The organism is Pseudomonas sp. URMO17WK12:I7 (genome assembly GCF_003269045.1).
GTDB classification, from domain to species: Bacteria; Pseudomonadota; Gammaproteobacteria; order Pseudomonadales; family Pseudomonadaceae; genus Aquipseudomonas; species Aquipseudomonas putida_J.
Window position 1 is genome coordinate 1 of record NZ_QLTL01000005.1, and the last position, 12,880, is coordinate 12,880.

General features: G+C 60.9%; 13 protein-coding genes. 10 read left to right on the forward strand and 3 right to left on the reverse strand.

Annotation, left to right across the window (positions count from 1 at the left end):
- The 3 genes from H040_RS27560 to H040_RS07745 form a co-directional block, all read right to left on the reverse strand.
- Positions 1-234: hypothetical protein (locus H040_RS27560; RefSeq protein ID WP_218564983.1), on the reverse strand; the 234-nt coding region annotated here is incomplete at its 3' end.
- A 227-nt stretch (positions 235-461) separates the two neighbouring features.
- Complete coding sequence (locus H040_RS07740) at positions 462-1,682, reverse strand: CaiB/BaiF CoA transferase family protein (RefSeq protein ID WP_027917222.1); 1,221 nt, start codon at positions 1,680-1,682, stop codon at positions 462-464.
- Positions 1,683-1,696: 14 nt separating this feature from the next.
- Positions 1,697-2,878 carry an acyl-CoA dehydrogenase gene (locus tag H040_RS07745; RefSeq protein ID WP_027917221.1) on the reverse strand — a complete coding sequence of 394 codons (1,182 nt, stop codon included), beginning with the start codon at positions 2,876-2,878 and terminating at the stop codon, positions 1,697-1,699.
- A gap of 162 nt (positions 2,879-3,040) precedes the next feature.
- Between H040_RS07745 and H040_RS07750 the strand changes: the two genes are divergently transcribed.
- From H040_RS07750 to H040_RS07795, 10 genes are all read left to right on the forward strand, one after another.
- Positions 3,041-3,967: a LysR family transcriptional regulator gene (locus H040_RS07750; RefSeq protein ID WP_027917220.1), complete on the forward strand. Its 927-nt coding sequence runs from the start codon at positions 3,041-3,043 to the stop codon at positions 3,965-3,967.
- A gap of 410 nt (positions 3,968-4,377) precedes the next feature.
- Positions 4,378-5,499: a Re/Si-specific NAD(P)(+) transhydrogenase subunit alpha gene (locus H040_RS07755; protein ID WP_015268506.1), complete on the forward strand. Its 1,122-nt coding sequence runs from the start codon at positions 4,378-4,380 to the stop codon at positions 5,497-5,499.
- Between the two features lie 11 nt (positions 5,500-5,510).
- Entirely contained in the window at positions 5,511-5,825 is a 315-nt protein-coding gene (locus H040_RS07760; RefSeq protein WP_003256966.1) for an NAD(P) transhydrogenase subunit alpha, read from the forward strand.
- Between the two features lie 2 nt (positions 5,826-5,827).
- Entirely contained in the window at positions 5,828-7,279 is a 1,452-nt protein-coding gene (locus H040_RS07765; RefSeq protein ID WP_027917219.1) for an NAD(P)(+) transhydrogenase (Re/Si-specific) subunit beta, read from the forward strand.
- Between the two features lie 186 nt (positions 7,280-7,465).
- Entirely contained in the window at positions 7,466-8,959 is a 1,494-nt protein-coding gene (locus H040_RS07770; RefSeq protein ID WP_027917218.1) for an acetyl-CoA hydrolase/transferase family protein, read from the forward strand.
- A 415-nt stretch (positions 8,960-9,374) separates the two neighbouring features.
- Complete coding sequence (locus H040_RS07775) at positions 9,375-9,527, forward strand: DUF1127 domain-containing protein (protein ID WP_371260231.1); 153 nt, start codon at positions 9,375-9,377, stop codon at positions 9,525-9,527.
- Positions 9,528-9,827: 300 nt separating this feature from the next.
- Entirely contained in the window at positions 9,828-10,145 is a 318-nt protein-coding gene (locus H040_RS07780; RefSeq protein ID WP_027917216.1) for a DUF2388 domain-containing protein, read from the forward strand.
- A gap of 88 nt (positions 10,146-10,233) precedes the next feature.
- The gene (locus H040_RS07785; protein ID WP_027917215.1) at positions 10,234-10,527 is read left to right on the forward strand and encodes a DUF2388 domain-containing protein; all 294 of its coding nucleotides are present in this window, start codon (positions 10,234-10,236) and stop codon (positions 10,525-10,527) included.
- A 36-nt stretch (positions 10,528-10,563) separates the two neighbouring features.
- Positions 10,564-10,884: a DUF2388 domain-containing protein gene (locus H040_RS07790; protein WP_027917214.1), complete on the forward strand. Its 321-nt coding sequence runs from the start codon at positions 10,564-10,566 to the stop codon at positions 10,882-10,884.
- Positions 10,881-12,839, forward strand: coding sequence for a DUF7844 domain-containing protein (locus H040_RS07795; RefSeq protein WP_027917213.1), 1,959 nt, complete (start codon positions 10,881-10,883; stop codon positions 12,837-12,839). Before H040_RS07790 ends, H040_RS07795 begins: the two co-directional genes overlap by 4 nt.
- Positions 12,840-12,880: the final 41 nt, after the last annotated feature.

Below are 12,880 nucleotides of genomic sequence, written 5' to 3' on the forward strand. Positions count from 1 at the left end.
TCCGTACTCACAAGCACCCACACGAATTGCTTGATTCGATTTGTTAAAGAGCGTTTGGTTAAGAGCTTTTCGTCTCAACCGAGGCGCGCATTCTACGCTTTCCTCAGAGCCTGTCAAGCGTTTACTTTGAAGTTTTTTGCGAGAAACTCGTTTAGCTTCAAACACTTGGCTCGCTGCGATCACTCGTAGCGGGAGGCGAATAATACAGCGTTTAAAACCGCTGTCAACCTTCATCTCAACCGCTATCGATCATTCGACCGAAGCACTTCCGATACTACCTGAATCATCTAACTCATTGAATTTCAAAGAGTTTTCCGTTTCGACTACGTCGGAAGTGGGGCGCATTATAAGGGGATTCGAAAGCGCGTCAACACTTAATTTCAATAAACTTCAATATCGCTGAAAAGCAAAGCGGGGAGGCCTGACGGCCTCCCCGCTCTTCGCCTTCTCTATATTAAGCGTCAAAGCACGCCAGCGATACGTAACCGCCCTACAGCATCAGCATCCATTCCCAGCACATCACCCAGTACCGCTTCGGTATGCTCGCCCAACAACGGCGGCGCACGTCGGTACTCCACAGGCGTTTCGGACAGCCGGATCGGGCTGGCCACCTGCGGCACAGCCCCAGCCAGCCCATGGGGCATGGTTACCGCCAGCCCACGAGCCAACACCTGTGGATCACAGAACATTTGCGCCAGGTCGTTGATTGGCCCGCACGGCACCCCAGCAGCCTCCAGCTGACTCACCCATTCGGCAGTCGTCTTGAATACCGTCGCCTGGCGAATCAGCGGAATCAGCTCGGCTCGGTTCGCCACCCGCTGCTTATTCGTAGCGAAACGCGGATCATCCGCCCACTGCGGCTGCCCGGCCACCTCGGCAAACTTGCGGAACTGGCCATCGTTACCCACGGTAAGGATGAAATCACCATCCGCTGTCGGGAAGTCTTGGTAAGGCACGATATTAGGGTGGGCATTGCCCAGCCGCCGCGGCGGGTTGCCGGTGGTCAGGTAGTTCATCGCCTGATTGGCCAGGCAAGCCACCTGCACGTCGAGCAGCGCCATATCGATGTGCTGACCTACGCCATGCTGATCGCGGTAGGCGAGGGCGGCCAGAATTGCCACTGTCGAATACAGCCCGGTCAGAATATCGGTCAGAGCAACACCCACCTTCACCGGCCCGGCACCTTCTTCTCCATCCGGGCGACCGGTCAGGCTCATCAGCCCACCCAGGCCCTGGATCATGAAGTCATACCCCGCGCGCTTGGCATACGGCCCGGTCTGCCCGAAGCCAGTGATCGAGCAATAGATAAGCTTGGGGTTGATCGCCTTCAGGCTCGGGTAATCCAGCCCATAAGCTGCCAGCCCACCGACCTTGAAGTTTTCGATGACAATATCCGACTTGGCCGCCAGCTCGCGCACCAGGCGCTGGCCTTCCGGCTGAGTGAAGTCGATGGTCACCGAGCGCTTGTTTCGGTTTGCCGACAGGTAATAGGCAGCCTCGCTGGTATTCTCGCCCTCGGCATCCCTGAGGAAGGGCGGGCCCCAGGAGCGGGTATCGTCGCCACTACCAGGGCGCTCGACCTTGATCACGTCGGCACCGAGATCCGCCAGGATCTGGCCAGACCAAGGCCCCGCCAACACACGGGAGAGGTCCAGTACCCGCAGATGAGATAGCGCGCCCATGGACTGGCTCCTTATCAGTAGAAAGCCTGGATGCCGGTTTGTGCGCGCCCGAGGATCAGCGCATGCACATCATGGGTACCTTCATAGGTGTTGACCACCTCAAGGTTGACCAGATGGCGCGCCACACCGAACTCGTCTGAGATGCCGTTGCCACCGAGCATGTCGCGGGCCATGCGGGCAATATCCAGGGCCTTGCCGCAGGAGTTGCGTTTCATGATCGAGGTGATTTCCACCGCTGCGGTGCCCTCGTCCTTCATGCGCCCCAGGCGCAGGCAACCTTGCAGGGCCAGGGTAATTTCGGTCTGCATGTCGGCCAGCTTCTTCTGGATCAGCTGGTTGGCAGCCAGCGGGCGACCGAACTGCTGACGGTCCAGGGTGTACTGGCGAGCGGTGTGCCAGCAGGCCTCGGCAGCACCCAGCGCCCCCCAGGAAATGCCATAACGCGCCGAGTTCAGGCAGGTAAACGGACCTTTGAGGCCACGCACATCCGGGAAGATGTTCTCTTCAGGAACGAACACGTTGTCCATGACGATTTCACCGGTGATGGACGCACGCAGGCCGACCTTGCCGTGGATCGCCGGAGCGCTGAGGCCTTCCCAGCCTTTTTCCAGGACGAAGCCGCGGATATCACCAGCATCATCCTTGGCCCAGACCACGAACACATCGGCGATCGGGCTGTTGGTAATCCACATCTTGCTGCCACTCAGGCGATAGCCGCCATCGACCTTCCTGGCACGGGTGATCATCGAGCCTGGGTCGGAGCCGTGGTTAGGCTCGGTCAGGCCAAAGCAGCCAATCCACTCGCCAGAGGCCAGTTTGGGCAGATACTTCTGTTTTTGCGCCTCGGTACCGAATTCGTTGATCGGCACCATCACCAGCGAAGACTGCACGCTCATCATCGAACGATAGCCGGAGTCGATACGCTCCACTTCGCGGGCAATCAAACCGTAGCACACGTAGTTCAGGCCGCTGCCACCGTATTGCTCGGGAATGGTCGCACCGAGCAGGCCGACTTCACCCATCTCGCGGAAGATCGCCGGGTCGGTCTGTTCGTGACGGAAGGCTTCCAGCACGCGCGGGGCCAGCTTGTCCTGGGCGAACTGATAAGCGCTGTCACGCACCATGCGCTCTTCTTCAGTGAGCTGCTGATCCAGCAGCAGCGGGTCGATCCAGTTGAAGCTTGCTTTACCGGCCATGGGCGAAATCCTCGAAATAGGGGAGCAGTTTCTTGTGCCTTTGATCCTAGGCCTGATCCGGGATCACGACAAACGAGGATTGCGCACGTATCAGTGATATTTTGTCACTCCGAGATACTCGAAACCGCCATATTCATGGCCATATGAGTGAGGTTGACGTACATGCGCCGCAAGATACCCAGCACCACCGCCCTGGTCTGCTTCGAAGCGGCCGCACGCCACGAAAGCTTCACCAAGGCAGCCCAGGAACTGGCCCTGACCCAAGGTGCCGTCTGTCGTCAGATCGGCGGACTGGAAGCGTTCCTCAACGTCGAACTGTTCAGGCGCTCACGCCGTGGCGTGAAATTGACCGAAGCCGGGCTCTCCTATAGCCGGCAGGTTGCCGCGCAACTGGATGCAGTTGAGCGCGACACGCTGTCGGTGATGCGCCAGCAGGGTGCCAACGTGATCGAACTGGCCGTAGTGCCCACCTTCGGCACCCAATGGCTCTTGCCCCGGCTCAAGGACTTCCAGCAACGCCACCCCGAAGTCACCGTCAACCTGACCAACCGCACCCGCCCGTTTCTGTTCGCCGACACCCCGTTCGATGCCGCCATCTATTTTGGTGATGCCGACTGGTCCGGCACCCAGTCCCATCGCCTGATGGGCGAAAACCCCATGCCAGTTTGCAGCCCAGCCTTGCTGGACGGGCAGGGCATGCTCGACGCTCGGCGCATTGCCAGCCTGCCACTGCTGCAGCAAACCACCCGGCCCTACGCCTGGCGACAGTGGTTCAATGGCCTGGGCCTGAATATCGCGGGCGACATGACAGGCCCGCGCTATGAACTATTCTCCATGCTGGCCCAGGCGGCCATGCACGAGATGGGCATCGCGCTGATCCCGCCGTTCCTGATACAGCGCGAACTGGAGGAGGGTAGGCTGGTGGTCGCTAACAGGTACGCGCTCTCCAGCGACAAGGCCTACTATCTGATGATTCCCGAACGCAAGGTGGAGTCCGCGTCGCTCCGCGCCTTCCGTGACTGGCTGGTGAGCCAGGCACGGCTCTATACCGCCTCGCACAAAAGCGAAAGCGCTGACCTACCTTTGTAGTCAATTATTTTAAACACCTACGGATATACGTTTTTGTCGCTTTAAAGAAAACTGTTCAGGTGAATCGAAAAACCTCATCGAAGCCGCTAAACACGCGGCTTTCAGAGGGTTTTACGACACTCGCAAGCCGATCCGCGAAATCATCGCAAAAAATTTCAAATTTTCCCCTAATCTGCCAATGGCCCATGGTTGACGGGCTGCAGCCTGTCGCTTGCGACATACGGTCACAGGGTGACTTGTAGTTTTAACTTCGTTTCGCTCCAGAACCGGTTGAAGGCCCCTGGGTTCGTCTGCAAAATGCTTCGCCCGCCCTGTATTCGGCGGGTTCGGCGCTCAACAGCCGCCCCAGCGCACCATCCGCAGTGTGCTGGCTTTTACAAAGACAAAAGGTCACCGCAGGAGAAATAGTCGTGCACATTGGTGTTCCTCTCGAGACGCAGACCGGTGAGACAAGGGTCGCTGCGACCCCGGAAACCATCAAGAAACTGATTGGCCAGGGCCATCAGGTCACCGTCCAACGGGGGGCAGGGCTTAACGCCAGCATTCCGGACAGTGCCTATGAGGCCGTGGGCGCTTCCCTGGGGAGCGCAGCCGATGCCTACGGCGCCCAATTGGTACTCAAGGTGGTCGCTCCCAACGACCAAGAGCTGGCCCTGATCAACAGTGGCAGCCTCCTGGTGGGCATGCTCAACCCTTTCAACAGCGAACTGATCGGCAAGATGGCCGAACGCGGGATTACCGCTTTCGCCTTGGAAGCCGCGCCCCGCACCTCACGGGCACAAAGCCTGGACGTGCTGTCGTCGCAGGCCAACATCGCCGGTTACAAGGCCGTGTTGCTGGCCGCCCACCACTACCCACGCTTCATGCCCATGCTGATGACCGCTGCCGGTACCGTTAAGGCCGCGCGCGTGCTGATCCTCGGGGCAGGCGTTGCCGGCCTGCAGGCTATTGCCACAGCCAAGCGCCTGGGTGCGGTGATCGAGGCGTCCGACGTGCGCCCCGCGGTGAAGGAGCAGATCGAATCGCTCGGCGCCAAATTCATTGACGTGCCGTACGAGACCGATGAGGAGCGCGAATGCGCCGAAGGCGTCGGCGGCTATGCGCGGCCGATGCCGGCCAGCTGGATGCAACGCCAGGCTCAGGCGGTACACGAGCGCGCCAAGCAGGCGGATATCGTCATCACCACTGCATTGATCCCAGGCCGCAAGGCACCGACCCTGCTCAGCGCCGAGACCGTGGCGCAGATGAAGCCGGGCTCGGTCGTCATCGACCTGGCGGCAGCCCAGGGCGGCAACTGTCCGCTGACCGTTGCCGACCAGGTGGTGCAGGAAAACGGCGTGATCATCGTCGGCCCGACCAACCTGCCGGCTCAGGTGGGCGCTGATGCCTCGGCGCTTTACGCACGCAACCTGCTGGACTTCATGAAGCTGCTGTTCGACAAAGACGGCGCGCTGGTCATCAACCTCGAAGACGACATCGTCGCGGCCTGCCTGATGTGCCGCGACGGCCAGGTCGTCCGCAAGAACGGCTAAGGAGCACGACAATGGAAGACATGCTGATTTCCCACGGCATCTACAACCTGATCATCTTCGTGCTGGCCATCTATGTGGGCTACCACGTGGTGTGGAACGTCACCCCGGCGCTGCACACCCCGCTGATGGCGGTTACCAACGCCATTTCGGCAATCGTCATCGTCGGTGCCATGCTGGCGGCGGCATTGACCGTGACCCCGGCCGGCAAGCTGATGGGCACCCTGGCGGTAGCACTGGCTGCGGTCAACGTGTTCGGTGGCTTCCTGGTCACCCGCCGCATGCTTGAGATGTTCAAGAAGAAAACCAAGAACGAGGCGCAGAAGTAAGCATGAGCATGAATCTGGTAACGCTCCTCTACCTCGTCGCCTCGGTGTGCTTCATCCAGGCGCTCAAGGGCCTTTCGCACCCAACCACCTCGCGGCGCGGCAACCTGTTCGGCATGATCGGCATGGGGCTCGCGATCCTCACCACGGTTGGCCTCATTTATAAGCTCGGCGCGCTCTCCGTTGGTAACGGCGGTGCCACTGCCGGTATCGGCTATGTCATCGTCGGCCTGTTGGTCGGCGGCACCGCCGGTTCGATCATGGCCAAGCGCGTCGAAATGACCAAGATGCCGGAACTGGTCGCCTTCATGCACAGCATGATCGGCCTGGCTGCGGTGTTCATCGCCATCGCTGCCGTGCTCGAGCCGCAGTCGATGGGCATCGTCGCCGCCATCAGCGACCCGATCCCCACCGGCAACCGCCTGGAACTGTTCCTTGGCGCGGCCATTGGTGCCATCACCTTCTCCGGTTCGGTGATCGCTTTCGGCAAGCTGTCGGGCAAGTACAAGTTCCGCCTGTTCCAAGGCGCACCGGTACAGTTTGCTGGGCAGCACAAGCTGAACCTGATCCTGGGCCTGACCACCATCGCCCTGGGCCTGCTGTTCACCTTCACCGGCCATTACAGTGCCTTCACCCTGATGCTGGCCCTGGCCTTCATCATGGGCGTGCTGATCATTATTCCGATCGGTGGTGCCGACATGCCGGTGGTGGTGTCGATGCTCAACAGCTACTCGGGCTGGGCTGCGGCCGGTATCGGCTTCTCGCTGAACAACTCAATGCTGATCATCGCCGGCTCCCTGGTCGGTTCGTCTGGTGCGATCCTCTCGTACATCATGTGCAAGGCGATGAACCGCTCGTTCTTCAACGTCATCCTTGGCGGCTTTGGCGGCGATGTCGATGCCGGCGCGGCGCAAGGCTCGAAAGAGCAGCGCCCGGTGAAGTCCGGCTCTGCCGACGATGCCACCTTCCTGCTGAGCAACGCTGACAGCGTGATCATCGTCCCGGGCTACGGCCTGGCGGTAGCCCGTGCCCAGCACGCACTGAAGGAACTGACCGAGAAGCTGACCCACAACGGTGTAACCGTGAAGTACGCGATCCACCCGGTGGCAGGGCGCATGCCTGGGCACATGAACGTACTGCTGGCCGAAGCCGAAGTGCCGTACGACCAGGTGTTCGAGATGGAAGACATCAACGCCGAGTTCGGCCAGGCCGACGTGGTGCTGGTGCTGGGCGCCAACGACGTGGTCAACCCGGCCGCGAAAAACGATCCGAAGTCGCCGATCGCCGGCATGCCGATCCTCGAAGCGTTCAAGGCCAAGACAATCATCGTCAACAAACGCTCCATGGCCAGTGGCTATGCCGGCCTGGACAACGAACTGTTCTACCTGGACAAGACCATGATGGTATTCGGTGACGCGAAGAAGGTCATCGAGGACATGGTGAAAGCGGTGGAGTGACAGCGGCTGCCGCAAACCAGCTGATATAAAGGAAGCCCCGGTCAGAATCTGCCGGGGCTTTTCTTTTCTTGATCCAGATCAACGGCTCTAATTCAAGGCTTGTCATACGACCATGGTCGTGGGACGGCAATGGGCGAAATCTCTAGACTGCGCTTCAGTAGTTTCAGTAGCCCGAGATAACAATCCATGTACCGTGATCGTATCCGCTTGTCCTCCCTGCACAGCAAGGTAATGAGTGCGGCTGATGCCGCTGGCCTGATCGAGGACGGCATGACCGTCGGCATGAGCGGTTTCACCCGCGCCGGCGAAGCCAAGGCTGTGCCGCATGCCCTGGCCGAACGCGCCAAGCAGTCGCCACTGAAAATCAGCCTGATGACCGGCGCCAGCCTGGGCAACGACCTCGACAAGCAGCTGACCGAAGCCGGCGTGCTGGCACGCCGCATGCCGTTCCAGGTCGACAGCACCCTGCGCAAGGCCATCAACGACGGCCAGGTGATGTTCATCGATCAACACCTGTCGGAAACCGTTGAGCAGCTGCGCAACCAGCAGCTCAAGCTGCCGGATATCGCGGTCATCGAAGCCGTGGCCATCACCGAGCAGGGCCACATCGTGCCGACCACTTCGGTGGGCAACTCGGCCAGCTTCGCGATCTTCGCCAAGCAAGTGATCGTCGAGATCAACCTGTCGCACAACGCCAACCTCGAAGGCCTGCACGACATCTATATCCCGACCTATCGCCCGACCCGCACGCCAATCCCGCTGGTCAAGGTCGACGACCGCATTGGCAGCACCGCGATCCCGATCGACCCGGCCAAGATCGTCGGCATCGTCATCAGTGACCAACCGGATTCGCCATCCACCGTCCTGCCACCGGATGACGAAACCCAGGGCATCGCCGACCACCTGATCAACTTCCTGAAGAATGAAGTGGAAGCAGGCCGCATGACCAACAAGCTCGGCCCGCTGCAGGCGGGTATCGGCAGCATCGCCAACGCGGTGATGTGTGGCCTGATCGAGTCGCCGTTCGAAGACCTGACCATGTACTCCGAAGTACTGCAGGACTCGACCTTCGACCTGATCGACGCAGGCAAGCTGAGCTTCGCCTCGGGCAGCTCGATCACCCTGTCGACCCGTCGCAATGCAGATGTGTTCGGCAACCTGGAGCGCTATAAAGACAAGCTGGTACTGCGCCCGCAGGAGATCTCCAACCACCCTGAAGTGGTCCGCCGCCTCGGCATCATCGGCATCAATACGGCGCTGGAGTTCGACATCTACGGTAACGTCAACTCGACCCACGTCTGTGGCACCAAGATGATGAACGGCATTGGCGGTTCGGGTGACTTCGCCCGCAACGCCCACCTGGCGGTGTTCGTCACCAAGTCGATCGCCAAGGGCGGTGCGATTTCCAGTGTGGTGCCGATGGTCAGCCACGTTGACCATACCGAACACGACGTCGACATTCTGGTCACCGAGCAAGGCCTGGCCGACCTGCGTGGCCTGGCACCGCGTGAGCGTGCCCGGGCGATCATCGACAACTGTGTGCACCCGGACTTCCGCGCTGCGCTGAACGATTACTTCGATCGCGCCTGCCAGCGTGGCGGCCACACCCCGCACATCCTGCGTGAGGCGCTGAGCTGGCACGAGAACCTGGAAGAAACCGGGCGCATGCTCGCCAGCTGATCCCGCTGCATCAACTGTTCGGGCCTTGTCGTCGCCACGCCGGCGACAGGGGCCGTACAGTCAAACCCGCCTACCTAAACACCTCCCCTAGTATCCAGACAAAAACTGTACTTCTGTACTGGTACTTTCAGGCCTTCACGTCTTTCAAAACCCCTGAGCGAGGCAAAAACGCACCAAGCCAGTGCGGACCGGTACAGTTTCGCCTATTTCGAGTGCAACAGTAGGGTTAAACAGTTAACTGGCCCATCGCATTACTAATGAACTGTATCTACTGTTATGGACAGCAGAGGAGGATCATTGGCATCAGTTAAATCACTACCTAATCCCGCCATAAGCGGAAGGATGAAACATCATGGAACGTACCCTCAGTTCCGGTCTGGTTTTTGAAAGCAACGCCCAGCAGTCCAAGGCCTCGATGCCACTGCGCGCTATCTCCACCCTGCTGCTGTGGCAGCGTCGCATGGCCAGCCGCCGTCAACTGGCTCGCCTTGACGCCCGCCTGCTGGCCGACGCCGGTATCAGCGAGTCGCAGCGTTATGAAGAGCTGAGCAAGCCGTTCTGGCGCTAAGCTCCGGTTCGCCGGCTGCGGCCGGCACCGCGAATTCCCAAACCCGTTGCAGGCGACTGCAGCGGGTTTTTTATTGCCCGTGAGGTGCAGGCCAGAGCGGCTTCCTGCAAAACAGGTACAGTTTTACAGGAATTAAATAATGACCGTAACAGTTCTTGGCTGTGGCACTCATTAACATCCAGAAACAGCACCGCGTGATACGCTTCGCTTAGCAGTCTGGTAGAAGCATTGTCAAAAACGTACCTCGACTCGCTGTGCAAGCGTCCGATAAAGCAGAACCCTATCCAGGAGTCCAAGAACATGTCCCATAAATACCTGATTGGCACCGCCCTGCTGCTCGGCCTGGCCAGCACCGCCAATGCCAGCAGTTTCGTTGTCACCACCGATGCCGTGGTCCGCGCTTTCGCCGCCTCGACCGACGCCACGTCCGACCTGACTTCATCGTTCCGCGATGACAAGATCGTGCAGGCCGCACGTGATGACGCCGCCAGCTTCGTCGGCACCGAAGGTGCCATTCGTGGTGCGCGGCTGGAAAGTGCCTTCCTGCACATCCGCTCGACCATGCCGCAGCTGCAAGCCAGTGATGCGCAGCTGGCTCAGGCCATCCTCGCGATCTGATCCAGGCTATGCAACCAGGTACGTCGGCCAGGGCCCACGTACCTGGAGTAGCCTTCGCCGTTAATTTCCCCAGCCCTCAAGAATGCTTATGCGTTATCTGTTGCCGTTGCTGTTCACCGCCACTGGCATGGCCAGCGCCCACGCCATGGACACCACCACCCAAGGCCTTGTCATCACCGGCTACGTCACCAGCCAGGTCACCGCAGCCCCCTTCGACCGCAAATTGGTCAGGCAGGCCCGTGACGATGCTGCGGCATTCGTTGCCAGCGATGGCCTGATCCGCGGTGCACGCCTGGAAGCCGCACTCGACTCGCTGCGTCACAACTGCGCTCGGCAATCCGTCGGCGACCTTGAACTGGCAGAAGCAATTCTCGTCCAATGACTACCCCTGACTCCCTGTATTTTTCGGAGATGCTCCATGCGTAAACCGCTGATTGCCGCTACCCTCGGCATGTTGCTGCTGGCCGACCTGGCCCATGCACAGACCCTGGTGGCCACCAGCAACATCATCGTGCGTGCCTTTGGCCGCTCGATCGACTTCACCTCTGACACCACCACTTCGATCCGCGATTCCAAAGTCGTGCGTGAAGCCCATGACGATGCCGCCAGCTTCGTCGCCAGCAATGGCGATATCCGTGGCGCGCAGCTCGAGGCCGCTTTCAACACCCTGCGAGAGCGCGTACCTGAAGCGCGCGGCGCCAGCGACCAAGTACTGGCCGAAGCCATTCTCGCGCTGTGAGCCACATGCGTGCCTGGCTGCTCGGCTGCGTCCTGACGCTGCTGGGCACTCCCGCCCTGGCCGACCTGCAGCTCGAACTGCAGGCTGCAGGCCTCGACCCGCAGCAGGTCCAAGCCAGCCAGGCCCTGCTTGACGAGGCCATGGGCAAGCTGCCCCCACGATTCAAGCAACAGCTGGACCGGCGCGTCCAGGTCAGCTGGAGCGACAACATGCCAGCCGATGCCTATGGCCAGGCTTCTCTGGTTTCCACCCTGGCGCTCAACCGCCGCCTGCTGCCAGGCCTGGCTGATGGGAGTGCCGCCACCGAACGCACCAACCGCCCCCATGGGACCGTGCGCGAAGAGCTGCTGGCCACCGTCCTGCACGAGCTCACTCATATCTATGATCGCGCCCGCCTGTGGCCCAGTGCCGAGCGCTCGCTGATTGCCCGCTGCGCGCGCCAGCAAGGCACGCTGGGCAAGATCGGCCAGCCGGAAGAGTGCCGCGGTCAAGCCGAACGCCGCTTTACCCTCAGTGACGACCCGCGCCTGCTCGACCTGGCCGGCTGGCCGCAATACGTCGGCCGGCGGGGCGAGCGTGAGCAGCACAACGCCCAGTTCATGCGCAGCCCCGACCGTTACGAGCTGAGCAGCCCCAAGGAATACATCGCGGTCAACATGGAGTATTTCCTCCTCGACCCGAGTTATGGCTGCCGTCGGCCGGCGCTCAATCAGTACCTGCGTGAGCACTTCGGCTGGGCGCCACAGCAGAACACCTGCGCCAAGGGCTTGCCGTTCATCAATGCCGGCAGTGACTTCGCCCGCCAGCCGCTGGGCGAGATCGACCCCGAACGGGTCTACCAGGTCGACTTCCTTTTGGCTGAAGCCAATCAGAACCTGGTCAGCCGCTGGGGCCACAGCATGCTGCGCCTGGTGATCTGCAAACCCGGCCGCCCACGCGGGCCGGATTGCCGTCTGGACCTCGACCAGAGCCTGGTGCTGTCCTACCGTGCATTCGTCAACGATGTGCAGCTGTCCAGCTGGGACGGCCTGGTCGGCGTCTACCCTTCACGTCTGTTCGTGCTGCCGCTGGGCCAGGTGATCGACGAATACACCAAGACCGAGCTGCGCAGCCTGGCTTCGGTGCCGCTCAAGCTGAACCGCGACGAGATCGAAAACCTGGTACGCCAGGCCGCCGAGATGCACTGGAGCTACGACGGCAACTATTGGTTCCTGTCCAACAACTGCGCCGTGGAGTCGTTGAAGTTGCTGCGCAGCGGCACTGCCAACCCACGCCTCAATGACCTCGACAGCATCATGCCCAATGGCCTGCTGGCGGTGCTCAAGGGCAGGGGGCTGGCCGATACCAGCGTGCTCGATGACCCACGCGAAGCGCTGCGCCTGGGCTACCGCTTCGACTCCTATCGCGACCGCTACCAGGCCATGTTCGATGTGCTGAGGAAGCAGCTGCCGATCCAGCAAACCCAGGTCGAGGACTGGCTGGCCCTGGATGCCGAACAAAGACGCCCCTGGTTCGACAAGGCCAACCTGCGCACCAGCGCAGCCTTGCTGCTGCTCGAGCAGGCCAGCCTGCGCCGGCAGTTGCTGCTGGCGCAGGACGAAGTGAAACAACGTTACCTGAACGCCGCTGCGCTGAAGGACGGCAGCATCAACAAGGCCGACGCGACCCTGAAGCAGATGCTCGCCAACAGCGGCTTCCTCAGCCGCCCGGCCGAGTTGCTGGATGCCAAAGGCTACGGGTTGCCGCAGGCAGAGGAGCGTACGCACCTGGAACAGGTCAGCACCGAACGGCAGGCCAAACTGCTACGGCTCAGCACCGACCTGGACAAAGAGGTGAGGGCGCTGCTGGAGCCATCACGGGCGAAGGAAATTGCTGCGGTCGAGGCCAATGTGAAGCAGATTGGCGAGCACTTGCGGGCGTTGCACAAGGCAGCTGGCGGCCTGCAGCTACCCTAGGGCCTGCCTGCTGATCGTCTGTAGAAGCGGCCTTGGGTCGC

Bases quoted from the DNA above. Each gene is read 5' to 3' on its own strand.
- H040_RS07740 (WP_027917222.1), bottom strand. From the start codon at position 1,682: ATGGGCGCGCTATCTCATCTGCGGGTACTGGACCTCTCCCGTGTGTTG.
- H040_RS07745 (WP_027917221.1), bottom strand. From the start codon at position 2,878: ATGGCCGGTAAAGCAAGCTTCAACTGGATCGACCCGCTGCTGCTGGAT.
- H040_RS07750 (WP_027917220.1), top strand. From the start codon at position 3,041: ATGCGCCGCAAGATACCCAGCACCACCGCCCTGGTCTGCTTCGAAGCG.
- H040_RS07760 (WP_003256966.1), top strand. From the start codon at position 5,511: ATGGAAGACATGCTGATTTCCCACGGCATCTACAACCTGATCATCTTC.
- H040_RS07765 (WP_027917219.1), top strand. From the start codon at position 5,828: ATGAGCATGAATCTGGTAACGCTCCTCTACCTCGTCGCCTCGGTGTGC.
- H040_RS07770 (WP_027917218.1), top strand. From the start codon at position 7,466: ATGTACCGTGATCGTATCCGCTTGTCCTCCCTGCACAGCAAGGTAATG.
- H040_RS07775 (WP_371260231.1), top strand. From the start codon at position 9,375: ATGCCACTGCGCGCTATCTCCACCCTGCTGCTGTGGCAGCGTCGCATG.
- H040_RS07780 (WP_027917216.1), top strand. From the start codon at position 9,828: ATGTCCCATAAATACCTGATTGGCACCGCCCTGCTGCTCGGCCTGGCC.
- H040_RS07785 (WP_027917215.1), top strand. From the start codon at position 10,234: ATGCGTTATCTGTTGCCGTTGCTGTTCACCGCCACTGGCATGGCCAGC.
- H040_RS07790 (WP_027917214.1), top strand. From the start codon at position 10,564: ATGCGTAAACCGCTGATTGCCGCTACCCTCGGCATGTTGCTGCTGGCC.